This window comes from Cupriavidus sp. HE11 (assembly GCF_056097175.1).
Genome location: NZ_CP184464.1, coordinates 808,306 through 834,516, shown reverse-complemented (window position 1 = coordinate 834,516; position 26,211 = coordinate 808,306). Strand labels below are relative to the sequence as shown.

Sequence of the window (26,211 nt, the reverse complement as noted above, 5' to 3'; positions counted from 1 at the left end):
TACAGTTGCGGGAGCGCCACATGGAAGGCAACCAGAAGAATCGCCACGGCGAAAGTGATAGTGCCTCAAATGTCACATCGGGTGGCGCCACGGGCGGGGGCACGCGCCCGCTGCGGCTGGTGATGCCGGCGGCGGGCCATCCGCAACTGCCCGATCCGATCCCGTCGGCCCAGATGACGCTGGTGGAGCAGCTGACCGAATGGGCGCGGCTGCGCATCGACGAACGGGTGTTCCGGGCGGGCATGCGCATGCCGTCGATCCGCCAGCTGGCGTCGGAAAAGGGCATCTCGCGTTTTACCGTGGTGGAAGCCTACGAGCGTCTTGTGGCGCTGGGCTACCTGGAATCGCGGCGCGGTTCGGGGTTCTACGTGCGCGACCGCCTGCCGCATCCGTCGGTGGCAGCCCCGCTGGCCTCGCCGGCTATCCGCAATGTCGATGTCACGTGGCTGCTGCGCAGCATGTTCCACTCGGCGGAAAGCCACAAGGCGCCGGGCTGGGGATTCCTGCCTACCGAATGGCTCGATGGCGAACTGCTGTCGGGGGCCATGCGCAGTCTGGGCCGGCAGCCCGGCGGGCATTTCCTGTCCAGCGGCACGCCGATGGGCTTCCTGCCGCTGCGGCAGCAACTGCGCACGCGGCTGGAGGAACTGGAAATCGGCGTCACCCCCGACCAGATCGTGATGACATCGGGCATCACCCAGGCCTTCGACCTGATTGCGCGCCAGTTCCTGCAACCTGGCGATACCGTGGTGGTCGGCGACCCGGCCTGGTTCGTGATGTTTGCCCGCTTTGCCACGCAGGGTGCCAATGTGATCGGCGTGCCCTATACGGCCGATGGCCCCGACCTGGAGGCGCTGGAGCACATCGCCCAGGCGCACCGGCCCAGGCTGGTAGTGGTCAATTCGGTGCTGCACAACCCAACCGGCACGTCGCTGTCGGCCGCGCGGGCGTTCCGGCTGCTGCAACTGGCCGAGCAATACGACTTTACGATCGTCGAGGACGACATCTATTGCGACCTGTGCCCGCCGGGCCATGCCGCCACGCGGCTGGCCAGCCTGGATCAGCTAAAGCGGGTGATCTACCTGGGCAGCTTTTCGAAGACGCTGGCCGCCAACCTGCGCGTGGGCTTTATCGCTGCCAGCCCGGAACTGGCCGTGACATTGACCGACAGCAAACTGGTGACGGGCATGGCGACGCCGGAAATCAACGAGCGCGTGGTCTACAAGGTGCTGACCGAGGGGCATTACCGCAAGCACACCGAGCGCGTGCGGGTGCGGCTGGACCGTGCCCGCGACGAGACGCGCGAGCAGCTGGAGCGGCTGGGGCTGCGCATCTTCCCGGGGCAGGTGGCCGGCATGTACCTGTGGGCCGATACCGGCGTGGATACCAATGTCATTGCTACGGCCGGTCACGAGGAAGGCTACCTGTTTGCCCCGGGCAGCCTGTTTTCGCCATCGCAGATGCCATCGACCTGGACCCGCTTCAACATTGCCAGCAGCACCGATCCGGGCATGCTGCGCTTTCTGGCCGGCCAGATGGAGCGCCTGTCCGGCCTGCCGGCGGGCTCCGGCACCTGAGCACCGGGGCGGGGGGTTGAAAATGCCCCGTCCCGTCCCTATTTCCTGCGCCATCGACCCGCTCCGGACGCACGGGGCAGGGCACCTTGCGCATAGATCCGTTTAAGAGGAGAACCATGACCGCACCGCACGAGACGATGAGCTTCCAGGCGGAAGTGAAGCAGTTGCTGCACCTGATGATCCACTCGCTGTACAGCAACAAGGAAATCTTCCTGCGCGAGCTGGTATCGAACGCCTCGGACGCCACCGACAAGCTGCGCTTCGAGGCGATTGCGAATCCGGCCCTGCTCGAGAACGACGCCGACCTGGCGATCCGCATCGAAGCCGACCCAGCCGCCCGCACGCTGAAGATCACCGACAACGGCATCGGCATGAGCCGTGACGAGGCGATCCGCAACCTGGGCACCATCGCCCGGTCGGGTACCAAGGAATTCTTCCAGCAACTGTCGGGCGACCAGCAGAAGGACGCCGCGCTGATCGGCCAGTTCGGCGTGGGCTTTTACTCGGCCTTTATCGTCGCCGACAAGGTCACCGTGGAAACACGCCGCGCGGGCCTTGCCGCCAGCGACGCCGTGCGCTGGGAAAGTGCCGGCGATGGCGAATTTACGATTGATGCGATCGATCGCGCCGAGCGCGGTACCACGATCACGCTGCACCTGCGCGAAGGCGAGGACGATTTCCTGTCGTCGTACCGCCTGCAACACATCATCCGCAAGTACTCGGACCATATCTCGCTGCCGATCCGCATGCCCAAGGAAGAGTGGGATGCCGAGGCGCAGCAGCAGAAGCTGACTGGCGAGTGGGAAAGCGTGAACCAGGCCAGCGCGCTGTGGACCCGTAACAAGTCCGATATCGCCGACGAGCAATACCAGGCGTTCTACCAGCACATTGCGCACGATCACGATGCGCCGCTGGCCTGGACGCACAACCGCGTGGAAGGCCGCAGCGAATACACCCAGTTGCTGTACATCCCGGCGCGGGCGCCGTTCGACCTGTGGGACCGCAACCGCAAGGCCGGCCTGAAGCTGTACGTGAAGCGCGTGTTCATCATGGACGACGCCGACCAGCTGCTGCCGTCGTACCTGCGCTGGGTCAAGGGCGTAGTGGATTCAGCCGATCTGCCGCTGAACGTGTCGCGCGAACTGCTGCAGGAAAGCCGCGACGTGAAGGCCATCCGCGAAGGCTGCACCAAGCGCGTGCTGTCGATGCTGGAGACGCTGGCCGACAGCGAGGACGAAGCCGAGCGCGCCAAGTACAAGACGTTCTGGGAGCAGTTCGGCCAGGTGCTCAAGGAGGGCATGGGCGAGGATCAGGCCAACGCCGAGCGCATCGCCAAACTGCTGCGCTTTGCCTCGACGCAGAACGATACGGCCGAGCAGTCGGTGTCGCTGGGCGACTACGTGGGCCGCATGAAGGAAGGGCAGGACAAGATCTACTACGTCACGGCCGATACGTGGGCCGCGGCCAAGTCGAGCCCGCATCTGGAAGTGTTCCGCAAGAAGGGCATCGAGGTGGTGCTGCTGACCGAGCGCGTGGACGAATGGATGCTGTCGTACCTGCACGAGTTCGATGGCAAGGAACTGGTGTCCGTGGCCCGTGGCGACCTGGACCTGGGCGCCCTGGCCGACGAAGCCGAGAAGGCCGAGCAGGAGAAGGCGTCCGCCGAATGGAAGGAAGTGGTGGAGCGCGCCAAGGCCGTGCTTGAGGGCCAGGCCAAGGACGTGCGCGTGACGCTGCGCCTGACCGATTCGGCATCGTGCCTGGTGTCCGATGACGGCGACATGAGCGGCTACCTGCAGCGCCTGCTGAAGCAGGCCGGCCAGAAGGCGCCCGACGCGCAGCCGATACTGGAGCTGAACCCCGAGCACGCGCTGGTGAAGAAGCTGCGCGACCTGCCCGACGGTGACGGCTTCAATGACCGCGTGCGCGTGCTGTTCGATCAAGCCCTGCTGGCCGAAGGCGGCATGCTCGACGATGCGGCGGCGTATGTGCAGCGGGTGAACCGCCTGCTGGCCTGATTCTTCGCTGCTGCAGTTTGAAGCGCTTGCCCTCTCCCCCGACCCCTCTCCCGCGGGCGGGAGAGGGGAGCAAACCGTGAGCATTTGAGAATGCCCCTGGTGTTCACATCTACCGGGGAGCAAGCCACCGTGAGCATTTGAGGATGCCCCTGGTGTTCACGTCGCCCGCGGAGCAAGCCGTGAGCATTGGGGATGCCCCTGGTGTTTACGTCTCCGGGGAGCAAATCACCGTAGCATTGGGGATGCCCCTGGTGTTCACATCTACCGGGGAGCAAACCGCCGTGAGCATTTGAGGATGCCCCTGGTGTTCACGTCGCCCGCGGAGCAAACCGTGAGCATTGGGGGATGCCCCTGGTGTTCTCCCCTCTCCCGCGAGCGGGAGAGGGGCGGGGGAGAGGGCGGGCCGTCCCATGTCTCACCACGTTGAATGATGACCACCAAACGCTGCTTCCCCCCGGTTGTCGATCCGCACACCCGCGTGCTGGTGCTCGGCAGCCTGCCGGGCGAAGTGTCCCTGGCCCAGGCGCAGTACTACGCGCACAAGCAGAACCGCTTCTGGCACCTGATGAGCGATGTGCTGGACGTGGACCTGGTCGGGCTGGACTACGACAGCCGTCTGGCGACGCTGCGCGGGCACCGCGTGGGCCTGTGGGATGTCGTGGCCGAAGCGCGCCGCGAAGGCAGCCTGGACAGCAGCATCCGCGATCACCAGGGTAACGACCTGATTGGCCTGATCGCCACCTTGCCGCAGTTGCGGGCCATTGCCTTCAACGGCGGCACGGCGGCAAAGATCGGCGAAAAGGCGCTGGCCGGGCATGGCGATCCGCATGCCATCGTAAGACTGCCATCCAGCAGCCCGGCCTACACACTGGCCTATGCCGAAAAGCTGATCGCGTGGCAGGCGCTGCGCGAGTGGCTGGCTTGATCTGCGACGTCGATTATTTCTCGCAGCGTTTTAGCGCATTGGCGGCAACTGGGGTCTTGATGATAGCGCCGTCCCGGTCTTGCGAGACTGTCGTGAGCGTCATGCGGCACCCGCCCGCGCCATATTCGAAAACGGCTTCGTAGTCTTCGCCGGCGACCGGCTTCCACGTCGCAATCGTGCTGCAGCCGTAGTATCGGTACACGTTGCCACCACCTGCGGCGACATCGAGGATGAACATGCGGTTGGCGGGAATATAGGCTTCGGCAAATCTCTCGCTCTTGTACCCATCGCTGCCGGGGATCCCGATACTCACGCCTCGTCTTTCAGTATGAAAGGGATTGTCCCAGTCCAGCAAGGCGATCGATTCGCCTTGCGGCAGCCCCTTGGGCAAGCAGGTACGGCCTGCGTCGGGCACGGACCACACATTGGTGTTGACGCGAGCGCCTGTCCTCGCAACGCGCAGTCGAGCACGGTCGCCAGAGGTGGGCTCTGCGTACTTGGTCGCGCAGCCTGCCAAGCCGAGCGCGCAAACGCTCAAAAAAAGCAACGGTAGCCGTTTCATGATGCCTTGCATCCTTGACGCTTAGGTCGGAATTGCCGGAATCATGGTTAAACGGCATCGGATGGCCTGAAAAACACCCCCCGCGCGAAGGGGGTGTTTTCAGCCCGGGTCTGGACGAGCTGCCAGGGTTGATTGCCTGGAAGGCGCCGCGCGAGCCTGGTACGCCAGTCCGCTCAATCAAACTTCGGCTGCGTCGCCGCATAGCTGGGCCGCGCCCGCATGACCGCATGGCCGCGCCGGATATTCGGCCGTGTTTCCAGCAGTGCCTGGCTTTCCGGGAACATTCCCAGGTACTCGACGATAGGCGCGAAGAACAGGTCTGCCATCGACAACGCATTGCCCACCAGGAAGTCCCGGCCACCGTACGCCTGCTCCAGGGCACCTAGTTGCCTGGCCATTTCCGGCACTGCGGCGTCGATGGTCTGCCGGTCGGGCTGGCCGTTCTCGCCCTTCGGGAATACGTACTGCAGCACGTAGCGACGCACCATGGTGTCGTAGGCATGGCAGTTGATCAGGCTGATCCACTGCTCGCAGCGTGCGCGGGCCGTGGGGCCAGTCTGCGGAATCAGGTTGGTGCCACCGAAGACTTCGTTGATGTAGCTCAGGATGGCGCGCGTTTCATAGAACTCGATCGGGCCGTCGGCAAAGGCCGGAATACGGCCAAACGGATTGTGGGCGAGCAATGCCTCGTCGCGCGGCGTGACCGGATCCAGCTGGTAGCGCAGCCCTTTCTCCTCCAGCGCCAGGCGCACGGTACGTACATAGGTGCTGCGGGGGTTGCCGTAGACGGTCAGCGTGCCGGCGCTGCCCTCGGGGTCCAGGTAATCGACAAGGTTGTTGAACACCGACTGCCAGCCAGTGACATGCGAGTCGCGCATCGCCGCATCGGGGAAGCCGCTGTGCCGCATATGCATGTGGGTGCCGCCGTCCTTGTCGGTCAGGGTCACCTCGATCAGCGTGCGCATGCCGGCCGGCAGTTCGGCGCCACCTTCCCATTCCCACGTGTAGGCCAGGAAATTGGCCCGGTCGAGCGTCTGGTACTCGCCGTTGACGATGTGCTTCTCGCCATCTCGGGCGCCGATCACCAGCCGGTACGCGCCGCCCACCCGGGCATCGGCGCGCGCTTCCAGCACGCTCATGCCACGTGGGCAATGCCAGGTGGCCAGCGCGGCCTGGTCGGTAAAGGCGTCGAATACGCGCTCGCGCGGGGCGCGGATCTGACGGGTCATTTCCAGATGAAAGGTCGCGGCTTCGCTCATGACTTGTTCCCCTGCTTCGATGTGACATCGGTGTCGGATTGCGCCTGCTCGACAAAGGCCACCAGCCTGTCGAGGTTGTCTTCCCAGTGCCGCCGGTAGGTCTCCAGCCAGCCATGCGCATCGCGCAGCGCGCCGGGCCGCAGATGGCAGATGCGCCAGCGCGCATTGACCTCGCGCTCGATCAGCCCGGCATCGGCCAGCACGCGCAGATGCCGCGAAATGGCCGGCGCCGACATGTCGAACGGCCGCGCCAGCTCGCTGACTGGCGCCTCGCCTTCCGAAAGCCGCGCCAGGATCGCTCGCCGCGTGGGATCGGCCAGCGCGGCAAAGACGGATGAGAGTGGGTCGGTGACATTGGGCATGTGGTCATTTAACGCATTGGTTAAATGAAGATCAAGGGGTGTTACAACTGGGCAGACAGGAGAGGGAGGAAAGGGGCGGAACGCGTCCGGCCGGAAGTGGGGTCCGGCCGGGACGTGGGACTCTCGGAAAGAGAAAGTGAGCGGCCGCTCAGGCCGTCGTATTGACGATGTTGCCGGTGCTGGTGCCCGTGGATTCCTGGTAGGCCTCCGACAGCTTGGCCATGGCTTCGGACAGCGAGGCCTGGGTGGCGGTCACGCCGGCTTGCAGCGTGGCGACCGTGCTGGCCTTGGTCTGGTCGTCGGTCGGGGCGGCCTGGGCGGCTTGCATCTGGGCCATCTGGGCGGCCAGTTGCTTCTGCAGCGCTTCGATCTGCTGCTTCAGGGCCTTGATGACGGCTGATTCGCTGTTGTCGCTGCTGCCGCTGTCGGCGCCAGCGGCCCCGCCAGCCTTGCCAGCGCCGCCGGGGCCGGCGATGCGGTTGCCGGCGTTGGCCGACGAGGTGGAACCCGACGCCGAAGCGCCTTCGGCGGAACCGCTGCTGGCCTGGCCGTTGGCGGTCTGCGCGGTGGTGTCTTCAGTGGTTTGCGTGAAGCGGCGGGTGTTGGTGACCGTCGCGTCACTGGCCACCAGGACCTGGGGTGTAACGCTGCTGATGGATGTCATGGTTGAAGTCCGATCGAAAAGAGAGCCCACATCCTTCTTCGGCCATTGGTCGTGAAAACTTTAGCGATGCGGGCGCGGTCTGATCGGCATCTGTCACAATCGCGGCTGTCCGGCTTTCGGACGCCCCCGCACCTTACTGGATCCTCATGTTGTCTTCCCTTGGTCTCGGCGGTATTGGCGGCATCGGCCTGCATGTCATCGTGGCGATCTTCTTTGCCGTGCATGCCGTTCGCACCCACCAGAACATGTACTGGCTGCTGTTGCTGTTCCTCTTCCCGGGGCTCGGCAGCGTCGTCTATTTCTTTGCGATCTACCTGCCGGGCCTGCGCCAGACGCGCGGCGCCCAGGTGGCGAAGCGCGCCATCAACCAGATCGTGGACCCGGGCCGGGCCGTGCGCGAGGCACGCCAGGCGTTCGACCGCGCGCCGACCGTCGACCATCGCATGCGCCTGGGGGCTGCGCTGCTGGACGCCGGCAATCCGGCCGAGGCGCTGGAGCACTACGAAGCCGCGGCCAATGGCCCGTTTGCCTCGGACCCGGCGCTGCTGGAAGGGCTGGCCCGTGCGCAACTGGCGACGGGCCGTCATGCCGAAGCGCAGGCCACGCTGGAAAAGCTGTTCGCGGGCAATCCCCGTGCGCGTGACCAGTCCGATCCGTCGCTGCTCTATGCCAGGGCACTGTCCGCGCAGGATGCGCCCGGCACGCGCGACGCCTTCGAGCGGGCGCTGACCAATGCCAGCGACGTGGCGGCGCGCTGCCTGTTTGCCGACTGGCTGGCGAAGCAGCCCGATGCGGCCGACCGCGAACGCGCAAAGTCGCTGTATTCCGAAATCGTTCATGACGCGCGCCACTGGCCGCGTCATGCCCGCGAACATAATCGCGAATGGCTGCAGCGCGCGCAAACCGCGCTGGGCCAATGATCCGCGCCCTGGGCGCAATTCTTTCTTCCATGACGCTTCTGAAACGCAAATCGATCGAGGCGGTGGCCTCGCGCCGCCCCGCACGCGGCAACCGCGAGTCCTCGCGCAAGAACCTTTCCAAAGACGCCGACGAAAAACGCATGAAGCCGCGCTTTGCGCCCGTGACGTTCTCCGAGATGGATGGCGTGCGCTACCTGCATTTCGGCACCGAGTGGGTGCAGGGCGCCATGCGCCTGCGCAAGCCCGAAGCCATCGAGCTGGAGTACGCGCAGCAGATGATGGCCTGGCTGCTGTTCCTGTCGCCGGCGTCGGCCGATTTCCACGTGACGCAACTGGGCCTGGGCGCAGCGGCGCTGACCAAGTTCTGTCATCGTCATTTCGCCAAGGCAAAGGTGACGGCTGTGGAACTGAACCCCGCAGTGATCGTGGCGGGCCGCAGCATGTTTGGCCTGCGTGAGGATGACGCCCGGCTGACGGTGCGCGAGCAGGACGCCTGGGATTACGTGATGGATGGCGCCAGCACGGCGGCCGTGGATGCGCTGCAGGTGGACCTGTACGACGCCACGGCGCGCGGCCCGGTGCTGGACACCACAGCGTTCTATCGGGCCTGCCGCCGCGTGCTGAAGGCGCCCGGCGTGATGACCATCAACCTGTTCGGCGACCACGACAGCTTCCCGAAGAACATCGAGCGGATCTGCGATGCCTTCGACAATCGCGTGCTGGTGTTCCCGGAAGTGCATGACGGCAACATCATTGCCCTGGCGTTCAACGGCCCGGCGATCGATGTGTCGTGGCAAACGCTGGAGGCAAGGGCGGCGGTGATCGAGGATTCGACCAAACTGCCCGCGAAGGACTGGGTCAGGAAACTGCGCGCGGCCAATGCGCGGCAGGAAGAACGGCTGGTGATCTGAAGGATGGCTCCCCTTTCCCGCGTTGTGGGAGAGGGGAGGCAACCGGCGGCAATGTTGGCCGCTTTACTCCTTGTGGAAGAACTGCGCCAGCGACCATTCGTCGGTGCGTGCCTCGTACTTCAGGCCCTTGCGCATCGCCCACATCGCCAGCTGGCTGTGCGACGGGATGATGGCGTGATCGTCCAGCGCGAACTTCGCAGCCGTGCGGGCGTTCTGCTCGCGGTCCTTGTCGCTCGACACTGTTGTCAGCGATTTCTCGATCAGCTGATCCAGCTTCGGATTGCTGTACTTGCCCCAGTTCCACGTGCCGTAGCCGGTCTTCGGGTTTGGCGTGCCGGTGATCGAGCGTAGCGCCACGTCGGCGGCGGCCGAGCCCCAGCCCAGCATTTCGAAGGCGAAGTCGCCCTGGCGGGCGCGCGTGAAGTAGGCGGCCACGGGCAACGTTTCGACCTTGGTCTGGATGCCGATGCGCGTCAGCATGCCGGCCGTGGCCTGCGCCACCTGGGCGTCGTTCAGGTAGCGGTTGTTCGTGGCATGCAGCGTCAGCGCGAAGCCATCGGGATAGCCGGCCTGGGCCAGCAGCTTCCTGGCGCCTTCCGGATCGTAGGCGTCGGGCCTGGTGCCCGGATGGCCGAAGATTTGCGGCGACACGATCGACGATGCCGGCACGGCCAGGCCTTCCATGATGCGGCTGACGATGGCGTCGCGGTTCAGCGCCTTGCTGATCGCGGCACGCACGCGGACATCCTTGAACGGATTCTTGCCCAGTGGCTTGCCGGCCTTGTCGGTCACGAAAGGCGGATTGTCGCGCGATTGGTCCATCTGCCAGAAGATGGTGCGCCACGACGTGGTCTGCTCGATCTTGAACTTCGGATTCTGCTTGAGTCTTGCCACATCGGCGGCCGGGATACTCTCGATCACGTCGACGTCGCCAGCCAGCAGGGCGGCGGTGCGCGCGCCGTTATCGGTCAGGATACGGAAGATGGCGCGGTCGAATTCGGGCTTCGGGCCCCAGTAATCGGGGTTGCGCTGCATCACGATTTCCTGGCCTCGCGCGAAGCGCACGAACTTGTAGGGGCCGGTGCCGATCATGGCCTTGCCCGAGTCGAAATCGGCCTGGTTCAGGTCCGCGGCGATCTTCTTCGGCATGATCGGCACGCTGTTCAGGTCGTTGGCCAGGTTGGCGTAGTTCGGCACGCTCATGGTCAGGCGCACGGTCAGGGCGTCTGGCGTGTCGATGCGGGCGATGGGCTTGGTGTAGCTGGTGAACGAGCCCGGTGCATTGGTCAGCTTCTCGGGCCGTTCCAGCGATGCCTTGACGTCCTCGCTAGTGAACGGCGTGCCGTCTTGCCATTTCACGTTGGGGCGCAGCTTGATTTCCCATGTGATGGCATTGACCGGCTTCCAGGACAGCGCCAGGCCGGGAATGTAGCGGGCGTTCTTGTCCATGAACACCAGCGACTCGAAGATATGGAGCGCGATGGCGTTGTTGGGGCCGGCGTTGTTCCAGTGCGGGTCCATCGAGGTCACGTCGGCGGCCAGGCCGATGCGCAGGTCTTCCGCATGAGCGGCATGGACGGGAATCAGCGTCAGCGCGGCGGCGCTCAGCGCAATCGAAACGGATGCTTGCAGCAGCGTGCGGCGGATCATGAGTGGGCTCCTCGTACGGTGTTGGCCGCTATTGTGCCGCCAAATGTACTTCCATGTCCGATACATCTGCGATGGCTGCGGAATGGCCGCGGCATGGACGCCTGACGGGCCAGGATGGCCCGGTACAATCGCGCCCATGTTTGCCAATTCCCGCACCATTTCATCGGCGCAGACCGATATCCACGAGCATCTGGCGGCGCGCGTGCAGCGCCATCTGGACGAGCCGTTCCGCAAGCCTGTCGGCGCGCCCAGCCAGCAGGCGTTCGATACTGCCATCGACGCCTGGCAGCGGGCTGGCGGGCAGCCCCTGATCATCGACGCGGGTTGCGGCATCGGCGAGAGCACGCTGCGGCTGGCTACCGCGTTTCCTGGCCACTACGTGATCGGCATCGATCAGTCCGAAAAGCGATTAACCGCCGGCAAGGATTGGTGGGACGCCGAGATGCCGGTGAATTTTCATTGGGCGCGGGCGGATCTGGTCGATTTCTGGCGCCTGCTGCAGCAAGGGGGGGTGCCCGTTGTGCGCCACTATGTGCTGTATCCGAATCCGTGGCCGAAGATCGGGCATCTGGGCCGGCGTTGGCAAGGGCATGCGGTGTTTCCCGCGCTGGCCGCGTGCGGCGACTATCTGGAATGCCGCAGCAACTGGAAGATCTATATCGACGAATTTGTGGCGGCGCTGACGATGGTGGGGCGGCCGGCGCAGACCGAACCCTGGCAGCCGGAAACACCGATGACGCCGTTCGAACGCAAGTATGGCGCGTCGGGCCATGGCCTCTGGCGCTGCGTCAGCGTACGGCAGCCATAAAAAAACCCGCCGGACTGGCGGGTTTTTCGTTGAAGGGCGGTGCCTTGGCGCGCTGCCCCGGTGCTTAGTGGAACAGCGGCTGCTGGGTCGGCGCATCCTCGGGCAATTCGGCGTGGACGATCTCGCCGGAGCGATCCGCATAGAGCGGCGTACCGCAGTCTTCGCAGTATTCCGGATCGAACAGCGCGGCGTGGCGGAAGATGTCCTCGACGCCGGCGTTGCGCAGTTCCTCGCAGATCTGCTCCACCGGGTTGCCTTTCTCCTCGGCATCGATCTCGCCGGACTCGCGGCCGTAGACCGGCCAGACGATGCCGTAGATCACATCCTTCTCGCCGCGCATCGTGAAGCCGACACGGTATTCCTCGACCACTTCCTCGCCAAAACCGGCCACCACTGCGGCCAGCTGGCCGGCCGGGATGTCCAGCGTGCCGCACAGGTAGTTCACGGCGGCGCGCACGGTCAGCGGGCGGATGCTCTTGTCCGACTCGCGGCAGGACAGGAAGAATGCGTCGGGCAGCAGCAGTTCGAACTCGCAGCCCGGCAGCAGCACGGCCACGGTCGGCTGCACCTGGTTGCGCCATTGCTCCAGGCACACCGAGCGCTCGGCGTGGTGTTCCTTGGCGTCTTCCTGCCAGCGGAACAGCGCGCCTTCGTGCGGCGCCACCACCACGGCCAGCAGGTAGCGCGGATCGGCCAGGATCGGGGCCGTCTCGGGCAGGTCGCGCAGGTCCACCTTGGGCATCGATCCGGCCAGCGCGGCCGACACCAGTTTGTGCGTCAGCGCGAACGTGTCGCTATGGCTGCGCGGAAGCTGGTCGATGCTGTAGAGGTAGGGCGACAGGGCCACCTTGGTACTGGTGGCCAGCACGTGGGCCTGCAGGTGTACCGCCAGGGTCTGGGCCAGTTCGGGCTTCAGCGCGCCGGACGGGATGGCATAGCGGGTGTGGGCCAGGATCGGGGCGGCGATCAGTAGGGCGTCATGCTTGACACCGTCAATCTCGATCGTTGCCGATTCTGCCAGTGTCTCGGCCTGTTCGGCCAGCACGTCGGACGCATCGGCATTGTGCTTGAACAGGTGTTCGAGCGCCGCGTCGAGGGCGGTCTGGCTGCCGTTCTTCAGCAGCCGATAGAGCCGCTGGGACAGCCGCCGCTCCCAGTATCCGTCCTCCATGCGGCTGCCCGAGGCGTCCAGGGCCAGTGCATCGGCCACCAGGCGCTCGGCGTCGGGCGAGAGTCGGGTAGAAGACTTGGGGCGAAAACCTGCCATAGATAGAAAGCGTCCGTTTTTTCGTAAAACGGTATTCTACCCGCTGCGTTGACAGCCGCAGTTGTCGCGAACCCTTGTTTGGCTGCTTACTTCTGCGTGGCCGGGGCGTGCGATTCGGTGGTGTGCGATTCGCCGCCCATCGACACGTCGCCGCCGCCCTTGGTCAGCAGGTACAGGGCCGCGCCGGCAATGACGACGAATGCGATCAGGATCTTGACCATCTGTTGTCTCCGAGTCTGTAGGTATAGGTGACGCCGCTGGGCGTTCCGGGCAGTCTGGCAGCGCAGGCTTGCGCAAAACTTACGCGCCGGGGTGGGGATTACCCGCAACGCGCCCGGCACGGCGCCCGGGAAGATGCCCGGCAAGCGGGCAAGAAAAAACCGCCGCCCCGCGTGAGCGGGTGCGGCGGTTCGTACCACCGGCGGCGCGCCGGCAGCGCCGGTTACGCCACCAGCAGTTGACGCAGCACAAACGGCAGGATGCCGCCGTGGTTGTAGTAGTCGACTTCGATCGGCGTATCGATGCGCAGCAGCACCGGCACGCGCTGCGTGTCGCCGTTGGCGCGGTGGATCACCAGCACCACATCCTGCTGCGGCTTCAGTTCGCCCTCGATGCCTTCCACGTCGAAGGTCTCGTTGCCGATGATGCCCAGCGACTGCGCGCTGTCGCTGCCCTTGAACTGCAGCGGCAGCACGCCCATGCCGACCAGGTTCGACCGGTGGATCCGCTCGAAGCTGCGCGCGATCACGGCCTTCACGCCCAGCAGCTGGGTGCCCTTGGCCGCCCAGTCGCGCGACGATCCGGTGCCGTATTCCTCGCCGCCGAACACCACGGTGGCGGTGCCTTCGGAGACGTACTTCATCGCGGCGTCGTAGATCGACATTTCGTCGCCGGTCGGCTGGTGCAGCGTAATGCCGCCTTCCACGCGCGATCCGTCGGCCTTTGGCGGGATCATCAGGTTCTTGATGCGCACGTTGGCGAACGTGCCGCGCATCATCACCTCATGGTTGCCGCGGCGCGAGCCATAGCTGTTGAAGTCGGCCTTGAGCACGCCGTGCGACAGCAGGTACTTGCCTGCCGGCGAGGTGTCCTTGATCGAGCCAGCCGGCGAGATATGGTCGGTCGTCACTGAATCGCCAAAAACACCCAGCGCGCGGGCGCCACGGATCGTCACGGCTTCGTTGCTCGGCTCGATCGTGAAGTCCTGGAAGAACGGCGGCTCGGCGATGTAGGTCGACGTGGGCCAGTCGTACACCTGGCCCTTGGTGCCCTTGATGTTCGCCCAGAGCTTGCTCGGCTTCTTCACCTGCTCGTAATTGCCCTTGAACGTCTTGGCGTTCATCGCGTACTTCAGCAGCGCGTGGATTTCTTCCGACGTCGGCCAGATGTCGCCCAGCCAGATGTCGCGCCCGTCGCGGCCCTTGCCAACCGGCTCGGTCATCAGGTCGCGCGTGACCGTACCGGCGATGGCGTAGGCCACCACCAGCGGCGGCGAGGCCAGGAAGTTGGCGCGGATGTTCGGGTGGATGCGCGCTTCGAAGTTGCGGTTGCCCGACAGCACTGCGGCGGCCACGATGTCGTTCTGGACGATGGTCTCGTTCAGTGCCGGGGTCAGATCGCCCGCGTTGCCGATACAGGTCGTGCAGCCATAGGCGGTCACGCCGAAGCCCAGCTTTTCGAGGTAGGGCAGCAGACCGGTGGCGGTCAGGTATTCGGTCACCACGCGGCTGCCAGGGGCCAGCGACGTCTTGATGTGCGGCGCCACGTTCAGGCCGGCTTCCACGGCCTTCTTGGCCAGCAGGCCGGCTGCCAGCAGCACGCTCGGGTTCGACGTGTTCGTGCACGACGTGATGGCCGCGATCAGCACATCGCCGCTCTTGACCTTGATGCCGTCGGCGTTGACGTATTCGCGGCCCAGGTCGGCCGCGTTCTTGTTGAAGCCGTTCTCGGCCACCGGCTTCGAGAACAGCGACGCGAAGGTGCTCTTCACATGGCCGATCTCGATGCGGTCCTGCGGACGCTTCGGGCCGGCCAGAGACGGGGCCACGGTGCCCAGGTCCAGCGTCAGGGTCTTGGTGTAGTCGATCTCGCCGGCGCGCGGCACGCCGAACATTTCCTGGGCGCGGAAGTAGCCTTCGAACGCCGCGATTTCCTCGTCGGTGCGGGCTGTGCCACGGAAGTACTCGATCGTTTTTTCGTCGACCGGGAAGAAGCCCATGGTGGCGCCGTATTCCGGGGCCATGTTGCCGATGGTGGCGCGGTCCGGCGTCGACAGGCTGGCCGTGCCTTCGCCGAAGAATTCGACGAACTTGCCCACGACTTTCTCGCGGCGCAGCATTTCGGTGATCGTCAGTACCAGGTCGGTGGCGGTCACGCCTTCGCGCAGGCGGCCCTTCAGTTCCACACCCACCACGTCGGGGGTCAGGAAGTACACGGGCTGGCCCAGCATGCCGGCTTCGGCCTCGATGCCGCCAACGCCCCAGCCCACCACGCCGATGCCGTTGATCATCGTGGTGTGGGAGTCGGTGCCGACGAGCGTGTCCGGATAGTAGACGCCGTCCTTGTTGTGGACGCCGCGCGCCAGGTATTCCAGGTTCACCTGGTGGACGATGCCGAAGCCCGGCTGCACCACGCCAAACGTGTCGAACGCCTGCATGCCCCACTTCATGAACTGGTAGCGCTCGTTGTTGCGCTGGAATTCCAGTTGCATGTTCAGGTCCAGCGCATTCTTCTCGCGGAAGTGATCGATCTGTACCGAGTGGTCGACCACGAGGTCCACCGGCACCAGCGGTTCGATCTTCTTCGGATTCTTGCCCATTTTCTCGGCCACGTTGCGCATGGCGGCCAAGTCTGCGAGCAGCGGTACGCCCGTGAAGTCCTGCAGCACCACGCGCGCCACCACGAACGGGATCTCGTCCACGCGGTCGGCGGTGGCCTTCCAGTTGGCGAGCTGCCGGACGTGTTCCTCGGTGACCTTCTTGCCGTCGCAGTTGCGCAGCACCGATTCCAGCACCAGGCGGATGGAGACCGGCAGACGCTCGATCTTCACGCCCAGCGCGCGGCCCAGCTGGGGCAGCGAGTAATACTGACCCGAGCCGCCCGTGGCGAGTTTGAATTCCTTGAGGGTGTTATTGAGATTGTGGGGCATTGCCTGACTCCAATCGAGGGATGACGCGGGACTCTGCTTGTGGATGCTTTTCTTCAGACCCCGGTGCGCGAAAGGGTTCCGCCGCCATGCATGCGGCGCGGCCGGCAAGGAACCGGACGCGCACCGTTACAACGATTCGGTGCAGCTGATGCCCGCACGGCGCCAAGGCGGCGCCGTGCGGGGTAAGGCAAGGTGAGACTTTACTGCTTCGGCGCGGCTTGTGCAGCAGGCTGGGCGGCGTCGGCCGGCTGGGCAGCCGGTTGGGCCGGGGCCATCAGCAGCGGGGTGGACACCGGGGCGCGCAGTGCGCCGGCCTGCGTCGGGGCCGAGCCGCCTGCCTGCATGTCGGCGTTCTGGCATTCGTCAGCCAGGCGCTGGCCCAGGTTCTTGTTGAACAGCATTGCCTTGCTCGGGATCACGACCAGATCCAGACCCGAGGCCTGGTCGAAGTAGCGGTCGGCGCCGGTGACGGTGCTCTGGCGCGGCAGGCGGTAGTTGCGGCCGTCCCAGTGCACGGTGATCACTTCATCGCGCTGCATGTTGCCGCTGATCCAGATGGCGTGGCCCAGTTCGCACTGCCACTTTTCGCCGGTGGGCTGCACGGCGGCAGGTGCGGCGGCGGCCGTCTTCGACGACTTCTTGGCGGGCGCCTTCTTGGTGGCGGCCGGCTTCTTGGCCGGTTCCTGCGCCATCGCGGCACCGGTGGTCAGGGTCAGGGCGCCAATGCAGGCTGCCAGCACGAGTTGTTTCATGTGGGTTCCTTCCGGATTGCTTGGGTAGTCAAAGGGCTCGTTGTGGTGAACAGTTCGAGGGGCGTTCCGCAGGTTCACGGGGCGTCCCGGCAACTTTCCGCCGCTATTCTCTACGATTTGTCTGACGGGGCGAAGCCCGTCGGATATTGGTTACACAATCGCACGCGGATGGTTTGTCATCGGCCACTTGCGGGCAAAAATGAGCAGCTTTCGCGTGTGATCGCGTGGTGTTGCACTCAATCAAAGAACAGATCGCTCACCGGAGGCGGCAGCCGCGTGCCCGTGGCGTGGGCCCGTTGCAACAGAGACCAGTAATAGCGATAGCTGGCGCGATCATGCAATTGCCCGTCGTGCCGGATCGGGGCCCAGTTGTTTTCATGGGCGGCCAGCAGGATCTGGCTGGCCGCCCCGATTTCGCCGTCGCTGGGCCTGAAGGCGGCGACGATCGGCTCGATCTGGCCCGGATGGATGCTCCACTTGCGCAGGTAGCCGAATTCGGAGCGTGCCCGAAGCGCGTCGTCGCCGGCACGCTCCGGCTGCTGCACGTCGGTGCTGACGTTGTGCGACGGCACCTTGCCGTGGCGGTGGCAGGCGGCCGAAATCTCGAGCATCGCGCGACGGATCAGCGGATGCTCGAACTGTTCCGGCGACCGCATCGCATCGCCGGGAATGGCGCAGTGGTGTGCCGACACAAAGTCCATCAGCCCGAAGCTCAGGCATTCCACCTGGACCAGCGACGCAATGTCGAACGCCTGTTCCAGTGCCGAATGCGTCTCAATAAGCACATGAATGGGGATGTGGCGGGCGATGCCGGCCGCGCGGGCCACCTGGTTCACATGGTCGGTCACGCGCGCCACCTCGACCACGTCGGTGACCTTGGGCACCACCACGTAGGCCAGGCGGGCCCCGGCGGCGGACACCAGGATATCCACGTCTTCGCGCCAGCCCGGGTGGGCGGGGTCGTGGATGCGCACGCCCACGCGGTTGTGCTGGTTGTCGGCGCTGTTGATCAGCTGCGCGCAGAGCTGGGCATGCTCGCGCTCCAGCCCGACGGCGGCGCCGTCCTCGCAGTCGAACGTGATGTCGAACACGGGACCCAGCGCTTGCTGCAGGGCAAGCGATTTGCGCATGAGCTTTTCGCTGCCCGCATAGTGGTCACAGACCGGTAGTTGGACCGGAATGGCTTCGCCCTGGAACAAGACCTCGGATGGATGCACGTTGATATACGTATGGAGCGGGGGGTTGTTGTGAAGACAAAACGGCTGCCCAAATGAAAAACCGGGGTCCGCGCCGATTTTCAGATCGATGCGGACCCCGGTTTCATGAGCGGGAAGCTCTGGCGAAGATCAGCCCAGCAGGTGTTGCACGCCGGCACGCTCTTCTTCCAGTTCCTTGAGCGTGATGTTGATCTTTTCCTGGCTGTAGGCGTCGATTTCCAGGCCTTGCACGATTTCGTACTTGCCGTTGGCCGTGGTCACCGGGTAGCCGAACATGACGTCCTTCGGAATACCGTATTCGCCGTTCGACGGGATGCCCATCGTGACGACCTTGCCGTTCGAGCCCAGCACCCAGTCGTGCACGTGGTCGATGGCGGCGTTGGCGGCCGAGGCAGCCGACGACAGGCCACGCGCCTCGATGATGGCGGCGCCGCGCTTGCCGACGGTCGGCAGGAACACGTCGTTGTTCCACACCGGGTCGTTGATCATGTCCTTGACGCTCTTGCCGTCGACGGTGGCGTAGCGGTAGTCGGCGTACATCGTCGGGCTGTGGTTGCCCCAGACGAACATCTTCTCGATCGACGACACCGGCTTGCCGGTCTTGGCGGCGATTTGCGACAGGGCACGGTTGTGGTCCAGGCGCAGCATGGCCGTGAAGTTTTCGCGCTTCAGGTTCGGTGCCGACTTCATGGCGATGTAGGCGTTGGTGTTGGCCGGGTTGCCGACCACCAGCACCTTGACGTCGCGGCTGGCGACTTCGTCCAGGGCCTTGCCCTGTACCGTGAAGATTTGAGCGTTGGCTTCGAGCAGGTCCTTGCGTTCCATGCCCTTGCTACGCGGACGGGCACCCACCAGCAGGGCGACGTCGGCGTCCTTGAAGGCAACCTTGGGGTCGTCGGTGATGACCACGCCGGCCAGCAGCGGGAACGCGCAGTCTTCCAGTTCCATCACCACGCCCTTGACGGCGGCCTGGGCTTGCGGGAGGTCGAGCAGTTGGAGGATGACCGGCTGGTCTTTGCCGAGCATGTCGCCGTTGGCGATGCGGAACAGCAGGGAATAGCCGATCTGGCCAGCGGCGCCGGTGACTGCGACGCGCATTGGGGCTTTAGCCATGAGTAAGTCTCCAAACGAAAAGAGGGGGTAACCGGTCGGTGGCAACTGGCCATCCAGTGTATGGAGCGGGCCGGCGCATCACCGGGAGCTGGTTCGCGTGTCGCCACGGGGCAGGCGGGCATCCGCCGGGAGCCCGCGGCCTGCCGTGGGGCCGCGACGAGGAGCGCGCGGGCCGTGGGCAGGCGTCGAGGGCGACAAGGCGTAAGTCTACTACTGCTGTGTGGTGCGCCGCATCCGCAAGACTACAAAAGGTGGGCGGGTAGCCCGGAAGAGACCTGGCGGGGGCGGCAGCGCGGACCTGCGCGAGTGTAGGGTGAGCCCTCATTGATGTCAATTCATATGTCTTATATAAGACATAAGACATTTCATAGCGTGCTGGACGCGATTCTCGCTTTTGTGGTTGAATCCGGGCTATGTCTTCCCTGCCTACGTCCCCGCTCGCCGCCGCCGCCGCCAATGGCACGCCGGAATCTGGCGCCCCACAGAGCGGCGCCGGGACGCAGCCGTCCGCGCCCGCGTCGGCCAATGCGCCGTCACCCACGTTCAGCCCACTCTACCAGCAGATCAAGGCCCTGATCATGCAGAGCCTGCAGACCGGCGAGTGGAAGCCCGGCGAAATGATCCCGAGCGAGATGGACCTGGCCGCGCGCTACAAGGTCAGCCAGGGCACGGTGCGCAAGGCCATCGACGAACTCGCCGCCGACAACCTGGTGGCGCGCCGCCAGGGCAAGGGCACGTTCGTGACCACCCATCACGAGGATGTGGTCAAGTTCCGCTTCCTGCGCCTGGTACCCGACGAGGGTGAACCCCATTACGGCGCCAGCCGCGTGCTCGAATGCAAGCGGCTGCGGGCCCCGGCCGAGATCGCCCGGCTGCTCGATATCCGCACTGGCGACAGCGTCGTGCAGATCCGCCGGGTGCTGACGTTTTCCAATGAAGCCACGGTGCTGGATGAAATCTGGCTGCTGGGCGCCAACTTCAAGGGTCTGACGGCCGAGAAGCTCAACGAGTGGAAGGGCCCGATGTATGCGCTCTTCGAGGCCGAATTCGGCACCCGCATGATTCGCGCCACGGAAAAGATTCGGGCCGTACCTGCCGATAACACAGCTGCCGAGCTGTTGTCCGTGGCACCTGGTTCGCCGCTGCTGTCGGTGGAACGCGTGTCGTTCACCTACGGTGACCGCCCGGTGGAAGTTCGCCGTGGGCTGTATGTCACGACGCGCCACTATTATCAGAACGACCTGAGCTGAAGTGTCATGACCATGGAAAGTCTGTCCAGTACGCTGACTATTGTCATGCGTATATGGGACGCGCGCCGACCATTGTCGTTCGTGAATGCAATGGTCCGATATTTGGTGTCCGGCGTGGTGCGCGCATTGTCGCGTGCGATTGTCGGGCACGCCGCGCTGGTGCGTGATAGGCGAAAATTATTGGTGCGCCGCGCAACAAAGGCGCTAAAATCACGTCGATTTGCTCCCCTGCATCCATTTGCATTCAGCGGACCCACACGCTTGATGCAATCTGGTGCATTCACGGTAACCGCTGTGCGGCGCCAATGCAATCGGGGGTAATGGCAGTGTCGTTCTTTTGCAGTTTTCTTTTCACCGCAAATGGGGTCTCGCATGGCTGAAGCCGCCAAACAAGCCAGGCCGGAGTTCCGGAATATCGGTATCGCGCAAATCTCGCGCTACCGGTTGCCCTGGGCCGGCAAGGTATCCATCCTGCATCGCGTAAGCGGTGCCATGATGTTCCTCCTCCTCCCTTTCGTTCTGTACCTGTTCGAACAGAGCGTCACCTCCGAACTGAGCTTCGCCAAGTTCTCGGCCCTGCTGTCCAACGGCTTCGTCAAGCTGGTGATCCTGGCGCTGATCTGGGGTTACCTGCATCACTTCTGCGCCGGTATCCGCTTCCTGCTGCTGGACGTTCACGTCGGCGTCTCGAAGCCCGCCTCGGCCACGTCGGCCAAGGCCGTGCTGGTCGTCAGCCTGCTGCTCACCCTGGTTTTCGGGCTGAAGCTTTTCGGCCTGTTCTGAGGAGAGTCACGTGGCAAATAACAATATCGGTCCCAAGCGTCTTGTCGTCGGTGCGCACTACGGTCTGAAAGACTGGCTCGCGCAACGCGTTACCGCAGTCATCATGGTGGTGTTCACCGTGGTGCTCGCCGTGGTGTACCTCGCATTCGGCAACCCTTCTTACGAAGGCTGGTCGGGTCTCTTCGCCAACCAATGGATGAAGCTCCTGACGTTCCTGACCATCCTGTCGCTGCTGTTCCACGCATGGATCGGCATTCGTGACATCTGGATGGACTATGTGAAGCCGATGGCCGTGCGCCTCGTGCTGCAAGTTCTTACGATTCTGTGGCTCGTCGGTTGCGCGGGCTACGCTGCTCAGATTCTCTGGAGGGTGTAATAAATGGTCGCAGTCAAGACTGGATTGCCGCGTCGCAAATTTGACGTGGTCATCGTCGGGGCGGGCGGCGCCGGGATGCGCGCATCCCTCCAGCTCGCAGAAGCCGGCCTGAGCGTGGCCGTGCTGTCGAAGGTTTTCCCGACCCGCTCGCACACCGTTGCGGCGCAGGGCGGTATCGGCGCCTCGCTGGGCAACATGAGCGAGGACAACTGGCACTACCACTTCTACGACACCATCAAGGGCTCGGACTGGCTGGGTGACCAGGACGCCATCGAGTTCATGTGCCGTGAAGCCCCGAAGGTCGTGTACGAGCTCGAACACTTCGGCATGCCGTTCGACCGTAACGCCGATGGCACGATTTACCAGCGCCCGTTCGGCGGCCACACGGCCAACTACGGCGAGAAGCCGGTGCAACGCGCTTGCGCCGCCGCTGACCGTACCGGCCACGCGCTGCTGCACACGCTGTACCAGCGCAATGTGCGCGCCAAGACGCATTTCTTCGTCGAGTGGATGGCACTGGACCTGATTCGCGACGAAGAAGGCGACGTGCTGGGCGTGACCGCGCTGGAAATGGAAACCGGCGAAGTCTATATCCTCGAAGCCAAGACCACGCTGTTCGCGACCGGCGGTGCCGGCCGGATCTACGCGGCTTCCACCAACGCCTTCATCAACACCGGTGATGGCCTGGGCATGGCGGCACGTGCCGGCATCCCGCTGGAAGACATGGAGTTCTGGCAGTTCCACCCGACCGGCGTGGCCGGCGCGGGCGTGCTGATCACGGAAGGCGTGCGTGGCGAGGGCGGCATCCTGCGTAACAAGGATGGCGAGCGCTTCATGGAGCGCTATGCCCCGACGCTGAAGGATCTGGCGCCGCGCGACTTCGTGTCGCGCTCGATGGACCAGGAAATCAAGGAAGGCCGTGGCTGCGGCCCGAACGGCGACTACGTGCTGCTCGACCTGACCCACGTCGGTGCCGAGACCATCATGAAGCGCCTGCCGTCGATCCGCGAAATCGGCATGAAGTTCGCCAACGTCGACGCGATCAAGGAACCGATCCCCGTCGTGCCGACCATCCACTACCAGATGGGTGGCATTCCGACGAACTTCCACGGCCAGGTCGTGGTGCCGAAGAACGGCAACCCGAACGAAGTGGTCAACGGTTTCTACGCAATCGGCGAATGCTCGTGCGTGTCGGTCCACGGCGCCAACCGCCTGGGTACCAACTCGCTGCTGGACCTGGTGGTGTTCGGCCGTGCCGCCGGCAACCACATCGTCGCCAACGCCAGCAAGCAGAAGGAACACAAGCCGCTGCCGGCCGACGCCGCCGACCGCGCCATGGCCCGTCTGGCCAAGCTGCAGGCAACGACCTCGGGCGAATACACCCAGGACGTCGCCAACGACATCCGCCGCAACATGCAGTCGCATGCCGGCGTGTTCCGTACGCAGAAGCTGATGGACGAAGGCGTCGAGCGCATCCTCGAAGTGGCGGAGCGTGCCGACAACATCCACCTGAAGGACAAGTCCAAGGTCTTCAACACCGCACTGGTGGAAGCCCTGGAAGTGGCCAACCTGGTGGAAGTGGCCAAGGCCACGATGATTTCGGCCGCGGCCCGCAAGGAATCGCGTGGCGCCCACGCCCACAGCGACTTCCCGAACCGCGACGACGACAACTGGCTCAAGCACACGCTGTTCTACAGCGAAGGCAACCGCCTGGACTACAAGCCGGTGAAGATGCAACCGCTGTCGGTGGAATCGGTTCCCCCGAAGGCCCGTACGTTCTAAGCGGCGACAGAGAAAACAGGACCCACAGAAATGAAGCGTATTTTTGAAGTCTACCGCTACGATCCGGACAAGGACGCAGCCCCCCGCATGCAGACCTACGAGGTCGAGCTCGACGGTCACGAGCGCATGCTGCTGGACGCACTGGTCAAGCTGAAGAAGCTGGACGAAACCATCTCGTTCCGTCGTTCGTGCCGTGAAGGCGTGTGCGGCTCGGACGCGATGAACATCAACGGCAAGAACGGCCTGGCCTGCCTGACGAACATGCGCGAGCTGCCGGACCGCATCGTGCTGCGTCCGCTGCCCGGCCTGCCGGTGGTGCGCGACCTGATCGTCGACATGACGAACTTCTTCAAGCAGTACAACTCGATCAAGCCGTTCCTGATCAACGACGAGCCGCCGCCCGAGAAGGAGCGTCTGCAGTCGCCGCAGGAACGCGACGAGCTGGACGGCCTGTACGAGTGCATTCTTTGCGCCAGCTGCTCCACGTCGTGCCCGTCGTTCTGGTGGAACCCGGACAAGTTCGTCGGCCCGGCCGGCCTGCTGCAAGCCTACCGCTTCATCGCGGACAGCCGCGACCAGGCCACCAGCGAGCGTCTGGACAACCTGAACGACCCGTACCGCCTGTTCCGTTGCCACAGCATCATGAACTGCGTCGACGTGTGCCCGAAGGGCCTCAATCCGACGAAGGCGATTGGCAAGATCAAGGAACTGATGGTTCGCCGCGCTGTTTAATTGCCCGGTATAAACTGCCTTCTGCACCCCCCCCCGCAGTTCGCGGTGCAGACAGGCAGTCTGCAGTAGAAGCAAATTGATGTAAGCGGCGCGTCAGCCCGATGCGGTATCAAGTCGGGCTGGAGCGCCGGTCAATGAAGGCTGACCATGAGTCATTCCACCACTTTCTCCCATCAGGCCGACCCGCACAAACGTGCCCGTCTTCGCTGGCGCGCCCGCCGCGGCCTCCTGGAGAACGACATCATCGTCGAACGTTTCTTCAACCGTTACGAGGAGAGCCTGTCCGATGAGGACGTGGCATCGCTGGGCGAGCTGTTCGAGCTCAGCGACAACGAGTTGATGGACCTGCTGCTTGTCCGCAAGGAGCTTGACGGTGAGCTCGACACGCCCCCGATGCAACGGGTACTCAGCCTGCTGCGTTCGGTCTGAGTTTGGTCAACATTAATATTCACAGTATTTGAAGGAATCGACATGACGCCGTCCGATGTGAAAGCCACGCTATCGTTTTCCGATGGTTCCCCCAGCGTTGAGCTGCCGATCTACAAGGGCACTGTTGGCCCGGATGTGATCGACATTCGCAAGCTGTACGGTCAAACCGGCAAGTTCACCTATGACCCGGGGTTCATGTCGACCGCTTCGTGCAACTCGAAGATCACCTACATTGACGGTGACAAGGGTGAGCTGCTGTACCGCGGCTACCCGATCGAGCAACTCGCCGAGAAGTGCGATCACCTCGAGACCTGCTACCTGCTGCTGAAGGGCGAACTGCCCAACGCCAAGCAGAAGGAAGAGTTCGTGAACTCGGTGATGAACCACACGATGGTTCACGAGCAACTGCAATTCTTCCTGCGCGGCTTCCGCCGCGATGCCCACCCGATGGCCGTGCTGACGGGCCTGGTGGGTGCGATGAGCGCGTTCTACCACGACGCGATGGACATCGATGATCCGCACCAGCGCGAGATCTCGGCCATCCGCCTGATCGCCAAGATGCCGACCCTGGTCGCCATGGCATACAAGTACAACATCGGCCAGCCGTACGTCTACCCGCAGAACGACCTGTCCTACTCGGGCAACTTCATGCGCATGATGTTCGGTACGCCGTGCGCACCGTACACCGTGAACCCGGTGCTGGAGCGCGCGCTGGACCGCATCTTCATCCTGCACGCCGACCACGAGCAGAACGCGTCGACCTCGACCGTGCGCCTGGCCGGTTCGTCGGGCACGAACCCGTTCGCAGCCATCGCCGCCGGTGTGGCCTGCCTGTGGGGTCCGGCCCACGGCGGCGCGAACGAAGCCGCGCTGAAGATGCTGGAAGAAATCGGCAGCGTCGACCACATCGGCGAGTTCATCAAGCAGGTCAAGGACAAGAACTCGGGCGTGCGCCTGATGGGCTTTGGCCACCGCGTGTACAAGAACTACGATCCGCGCGCCAAGCTGATGCGCGAAACCTGCCATGAAGTGCTGAACGAACTGGGCCTGCACAACGACCCGCTGTTCAAGCTGGCCATGGAACTGGAAAAGATCGCGCTGGAAGACGAATACTTCGTGAGCCGCAAGCTGTACCCGAACGTGGACTTCTACTCGGGTATCGTGCAGCGCGCGCTGGGCATCCCGACCTCGCTGTTCACCTGCATCTTCGCCCTGGCACGTACGCCGGGCTGGATCTCGCAGTGGGAAGAGATGATCACCGATCCGGAATACAAGATCGGCCGTCCGCGTCAGCTGTTCAACGGCAACGCCGCCCGCAACGTGCCGGACATGGCCAAGCGCTAATCCGCGTCGCGTATCGCACGAAGAACGCCCCGGCTTGCCGGGGCGTTTTTTTTGTCCGGCGCCGCCTTCCGTCATCGGGGAAAGCGGTCGCCGGGCCGGTTGCGCAAGGTGGCGCAAAGCAGCGAATACGTTACAAATGCGGCTACGCACAATTGTTGTGAAACACGAATTTGACGACGATTCCTGCCTTGGCGTGGTTGCAACGGGCTGCATTAGTTGTCGGATTTTCCCCAAAACCGAACAAGTTCACTTCATCAGGGTGCAACTTTCCCCCTATAATGCGGGCTGCTTTGCCGACCGGCAGCCGGGCCACCCTTCCGGCCAGCCGCGTTGGAGAAGCGGGGCAGGCGAAGCGCTTGCGC

At 64.2% G+C, this 26,211-nt stretch carries 24 protein-coding genes; 13 read left to right on the top strand and 11 right to left on the bottom strand.

Translation table 11 applies throughout. The features are described 5' to 3' along the window. The first annotated feature begins 20 nt into the window (after window positions 1-20). The 3 genes from ACOABP_RS03920 to ACOABP_RS03910 all read left to right on the top strand — a co-directional run bounded on the left by ACOABP_RS03920 (window position 21) and on the right by ACOABP_RS03910 (window position 4,520). Window positions 21-1,577 (top strand): aminotransferase-like domain-containing protein, encoded by a 1,557-nt coding sequence (locus ACOABP_RS03920; protein ID WP_474227045.1) that lies wholly within the window; start codon window positions 21-23, stop codon window positions 1,575-1,577. A gap of 116 nt (window positions 1,578-1,693) precedes the next feature. Beyond that, window positions 1,694-3,595 carry a molecular chaperone HtpG gene (gene htpG, locus ACOABP_RS03915; protein ID WP_474227044.1) on the top strand — a complete coding sequence of 634 codons (1,902 nt, stop codon included), beginning with the start codon at window positions 1,694-1,696 and terminating at the stop codon, window positions 3,593-3,595. A gap of 430 nt (window positions 3,596-4,025) precedes the next feature. Continuing rightward, window positions 4,026-4,520 (top strand): DNA-deoxyinosine glycosylase, encoded by a 495-nt coding sequence (locus tag ACOABP_RS03910; protein ID WP_474227767.1) that lies wholly within the window; start codon window positions 4,026-4,028, stop codon window positions 4,518-4,520. A 13-nt stretch (window positions 4,521-4,533) separates the two neighbouring features. On the opposite strand, the gene ACOABP_RS03905 is transcribed toward ACOABP_RS03910, so the two are convergent. The 4 genes from ACOABP_RS03905 to ACOABP_RS03890 all read right to left on the bottom strand — a co-directional run bounded on the left by ACOABP_RS03905 (window position 4,534) and on the right by ACOABP_RS03890 (window position 7,367). Then, window positions 4,534-5,082, bottom strand: coding sequence for a hypothetical protein (locus ACOABP_RS03905; RefSeq protein WP_474227043.1), 549 nt, complete (start codon window positions 5,080-5,082; stop codon window positions 4,534-4,536). Window positions 5,083-5,255: 173 nt separating this feature from the next. Further along, window positions 5,256-6,341 carry an SRPBCC domain-containing protein gene (locus tag ACOABP_RS03900; protein ID WP_474227042.1) on the bottom strand — a complete coding sequence of 362 codons (1,086 nt, stop codon included), beginning with the start codon at window positions 6,339-6,341 and terminating at the stop codon, window positions 5,256-5,258. Beyond that, the gene (locus tag ACOABP_RS03895; protein ID WP_066733296.1) at window positions 6,338-6,703 is read right to left on the bottom strand and encodes an ArsR/SmtB family transcription factor; all 366 of its coding nucleotides are present in this window, start codon (window positions 6,701-6,703) and stop codon (window positions 6,338-6,340) included. The genes ACOABP_RS03900 and ACOABP_RS03895 overlap by 4 nt, the downstream gene beginning before the upstream one ends. A 148-nt stretch (window positions 6,704-6,851) precedes the next feature. Continuing rightward, the gene (locus ACOABP_RS03890; protein ID WP_474227041.1) at window positions 6,852-7,367 is read right to left on the bottom strand and encodes a hypothetical protein; all 516 of its coding nucleotides are present in this window, start codon (window positions 7,365-7,367) and stop codon (window positions 6,852-6,854) included. 146 nt (window positions 7,368-7,513) lie between these two features. Here ACOABP_RS03890 and ACOABP_RS03885 point away from each other — a divergent pair, with 146 nt between their 5' ends. Together ACOABP_RS03885 and ACOABP_RS03880 are read left to right on the top strand one after the other, a co-directional pair. After that, window positions 7,514-8,287 carry a tetratricopeptide repeat protein gene (locus ACOABP_RS03885; protein WP_066733300.1) on the top strand — a complete coding sequence of 258 codons (774 nt, stop codon included), beginning with the start codon at window positions 7,514-7,516 and terminating at the stop codon, window positions 8,285-8,287. 29 nt (window positions 8,288-8,316) lie between these two features. Beyond that, entirely contained in the window at window positions 8,317-9,198 is an 882-nt protein-coding gene (locus tag ACOABP_RS03880) for a class I SAM-dependent methyltransferase (RefSeq protein ID WP_474227040.1), read from the top strand. A gap of 63 nt (window positions 9,199-9,261) precedes the next feature. Here the strand turns inward: ACOABP_RS03880 and ACOABP_RS03875 are convergent, their stop codons facing one another. Next, complete coding sequence (locus tag ACOABP_RS03875; protein WP_474227039.1) at window positions 9,262-10,848, bottom strand: ABC transporter substrate-binding protein; 1,587 nt, start codon at window positions 10,846-10,848, stop codon at window positions 9,262-9,264. A gap of 136 nt (window positions 10,849-10,984) precedes the next feature. Here ACOABP_RS03875 and trmB point away from each other — a divergent pair, with 136 nt between their 5' ends. Further along, window positions 10,985-11,656, top strand: a complete 672-nt coding sequence (gene trmB / locus ACOABP_RS03870) for a tRNA (guanine(46)-N(7))-methyltransferase TrmB (RefSeq protein ID WP_474227038.1) — start codon at window positions 10,985-10,987, stop codon at window positions 11,654-11,656. A gap of 64 nt (window positions 11,657-11,720) precedes the next feature. Here trmB and ACOABP_RS03865 read toward each other — a convergent pair whose 3' ends face one another. From ACOABP_RS03865 to ACOABP_RS03840, 6 genes are all read right to left on the bottom strand, one after another. After that, a complete protein-coding gene (locus tag ACOABP_RS03865; RefSeq protein WP_474227037.1) occupies window positions 11,721-12,923 on the bottom strand; it encodes a DUF2863 family protein in 1,203 nt (400 codons plus the stop codon). An 86-nt stretch (window positions 12,924-13,009) separates the two neighbouring features. After that, window positions 13,010-13,144 (bottom strand): hypothetical protein, encoded by a 135-nt coding sequence (locus ACOABP_RS03860; protein WP_255366007.1) that lies wholly within the window; start codon window positions 13,142-13,144, stop codon window positions 13,010-13,012. A gap of 221 nt (window positions 13,145-13,365) precedes the next feature. Next, window positions 13,366-16,071 carry an aconitate hydratase AcnA gene (gene acnA, locus ACOABP_RS03855; RefSeq protein ID WP_474227036.1) on the bottom strand — a complete coding sequence of 902 codons (2,706 nt, stop codon included), beginning with the start codon at window positions 16,069-16,071 and terminating at the stop codon, window positions 13,366-13,368. A 200-nt stretch (window positions 16,072-16,271) separates the two neighbouring features. Beyond that, entirely contained in the window at window positions 16,272-16,823 is a 552-nt protein-coding gene (locus ACOABP_RS03850) for a hypothetical protein (protein ID WP_474227035.1), read from the bottom strand. A gap of 236 nt (window positions 16,824-17,059) precedes the next feature. Continuing rightward, complete coding sequence (locus ACOABP_RS03845; protein ID WP_474227034.1) at window positions 17,060-18,040, bottom strand: HpcH/HpaI aldolase/citrate lyase family protein; 981 nt, start codon at window positions 18,038-18,040, stop codon at window positions 17,060-17,062. Between the two features lie 129 nt (window positions 18,041-18,169). After that, the gene (locus ACOABP_RS03840; protein WP_066733314.1) at window positions 18,170-19,153 is read right to left on the bottom strand and encodes a malate dehydrogenase; all 984 of its coding nucleotides are present in this window, start codon (window positions 19,151-19,153) and stop codon (window positions 18,170-18,172) included. Window positions 19,154-19,566: 413 nt separating this feature from the next. Between ACOABP_RS03840 and ACOABP_RS03835 the strand changes: the two genes are divergently transcribed. The 7 genes from ACOABP_RS03835 to gltA all read left to right on the top strand — a co-directional run bounded on the left by ACOABP_RS03835 (window position 19,567) and on the right by gltA (window position 25,849). Then, on the top strand, window positions 19,567-20,403 hold the full coding sequence (locus tag ACOABP_RS03835; protein ID WP_474227033.1) for a GntR family transcriptional regulator: 837 nt from the start codon (window positions 19,567-19,569) through the stop codon (window positions 20,401-20,403). A 372-nt stretch (window positions 20,404-20,775) separates the two neighbouring features. Further along, entirely contained in the window at window positions 20,776-21,186 is a 411-nt protein-coding gene (sdhC, locus tag ACOABP_RS03830) for a succinate dehydrogenase, cytochrome b556 subunit (RefSeq protein WP_101683172.1), read from the top strand. A gap of 10 nt (window positions 21,187-21,196) precedes the next feature. Beyond that, window positions 21,197-21,562, top strand: coding sequence for a succinate dehydrogenase, hydrophobic membrane anchor protein (gene sdhD / locus ACOABP_RS03825; RefSeq protein WP_066733321.1), 366 nt, complete (start codon window positions 21,197-21,199; stop codon window positions 21,560-21,562). A 3-nt stretch (window positions 21,563-21,565) separates the two neighbouring features. Beyond that, entirely contained in the window at window positions 21,566-23,344 is a 1,779-nt protein-coding gene (sdhA, locus tag ACOABP_RS03820) for a succinate dehydrogenase flavoprotein subunit (protein ID WP_066733323.1), read from the top strand. Window positions 23,345-23,374: 30 nt separating this feature from the next. Further along, on the top strand, window positions 23,375-24,076 hold the full coding sequence (locus ACOABP_RS03815) for a succinate dehydrogenase iron-sulfur subunit (protein WP_008649360.1): 702 nt from the start codon (window positions 23,375-23,377) through the stop codon (window positions 24,074-24,076). Window positions 24,077-24,223: 147 nt separating this feature from the next. Next, window positions 24,224-24,505 carry an FAD assembly factor SdhE gene (locus ACOABP_RS03810; protein ID WP_082926287.1) on the top strand — a complete coding sequence of 94 codons (282 nt, stop codon included), beginning with the start codon at window positions 24,224-24,226 and terminating at the stop codon, window positions 24,503-24,505. Window positions 24,506-24,547: 42 nt separating this feature from the next. Then, window positions 24,548-25,849 (top strand): citrate synthase, encoded by a 1,302-nt coding sequence (gene gltA, locus ACOABP_RS03805; protein WP_066733328.1) that lies wholly within the window; start codon window positions 24,548-24,550, stop codon window positions 25,847-25,849. Window positions 25,850-26,211: the final 362 nt, after the last annotated feature.

Coding starts and splice junctions, on each gene's coding strand:
- ACOABP_RS03905 (WP_474227043.1), bottom strand. CDS start 5,082: ATGAAACGGCTACCGTTGCTTTTTTTGAGCGTTTGCGCGCTCGGCTTG.
- ACOABP_RS03895 (WP_066733296.1), bottom strand. CDS start 6,703: ATGCCCAATGTCACCGACCCACTCTCATCCGTCTTTGCCGCGCTGGCC.
- ACOABP_RS03875 (WP_474227039.1), bottom strand. CDS start 10,848: ATGATCCGCCGCACGCTGCTGCAAGCATCCGTTTCGATTGCGCTGAGC.
- ACOABP_RS03880 (WP_474227040.1), top strand. CDS start 8,317: ATGACGCTTCTGAAACGCAAATCGATCGAGGCGGTGGCCTCGCGCCGC.
- ACOABP_RS03810 (WP_082926287.1), top strand. CDS start 24,224: ATGAGTCATTCCACCACTTTCTCCCATCAGGCCGACCCGCACAAACGT.
- ACOABP_RS03835 (WP_474227033.1), top strand. CDS start 19,567: ATGTCTTCCCTGCCTACGTCCCCGCTCGCCGCCGCCGCCGCCAATGGC.
- ACOABP_RS03865 (WP_474227037.1), bottom strand. CDS start 12,923: ATGGCAGGTTTTCGCCCCAAGTCTTCTACCCGACTCTCGCCCGACGCC.
- ACOABP_RS03850 (WP_474227035.1), bottom strand. CDS start 16,823: ATGAAACAACTCGTGCTGGCAGCCTGCATTGGCGCCCTGACCCTGACC.
- ACOABP_RS03840 (WP_066733314.1), bottom strand. CDS start 19,153: ATGGCTAAAGCCCCAATGCGCGTCGCAGTCACCGGCGCCGCTGGCCAG.
- ACOABP_RS03910 (WP_474227767.1), top strand. CDS start 4,026: ATGACCACCAAACGCTGCTTCCCCCCGGTTGTCGATCCGCACACCCGC.
- ACOABP_RS03860 (WP_255366007.1), bottom strand. CDS start 13,144: ATGGTCAAGATCCTGATCGCATTCGTCGTCATTGCCGGCGCGGCCCTG.
- ACOABP_RS03815 (WP_008649360.1), top strand. CDS start 23,375: ATGAAGCGTATTTTTGAAGTCTACCGCTACGATCCGGACAAGGACGCA.
- ACOABP_RS03900 (WP_474227042.1), bottom strand. CDS start 6,341: ATGAGCGAAGCCGCGACCTTTCATCTGGAAATGACCCGTCAGATCCGC.
- ACOABP_RS03885 (WP_066733300.1), top strand. CDS start 7,514: ATGTTGTCTTCCCTTGGTCTCGGCGGTATTGGCGGCATCGGCCTGCAT.
- gltA (WP_066733328.1), top strand. CDS start 24,548: ATGACGCCGTCCGATGTGAAAGCCACGCTATCGTTTTCCGATGGTTCC.
- sdhC (WP_101683172.1), top strand. CDS start 20,776: ATGGCTGAAGCCGCCAAACAAGCCAGGCCGGAGTTCCGGAATATCGGT.
- ACOABP_RS03920 (WP_474227045.1), top strand. CDS start 21: ATGGAAGGCAACCAGAAGAATCGCCACGGCGAAAGTGATAGTGCCTCA.
- htpG (WP_474227044.1), top strand. CDS start 1,694: ATGACCGCACCGCACGAGACGATGAGCTTCCAGGCGGAAGTGAAGCAG.
- ACOABP_RS03890 (WP_474227041.1), bottom strand. CDS start 7,367: ATGACATCCATCAGCAGCGTTACACCCCAGGTCCTGGTGGCCAGTGAC.
- sdhA (WP_066733323.1), top strand. CDS start 21,566: ATGGTCGCAGTCAAGACTGGATTGCCGCGTCGCAAATTTGACGTGGTC.
- trmB (WP_474227038.1), top strand. CDS start 10,985: ATGTTTGCCAATTCCCGCACCATTTCATCGGCGCAGACCGATATCCAC.
- acnA (WP_474227036.1), bottom strand. CDS start 16,071: ATGCCCCACAATCTCAATAACACCCTCAAGGAATTCAAACTCGCCACG.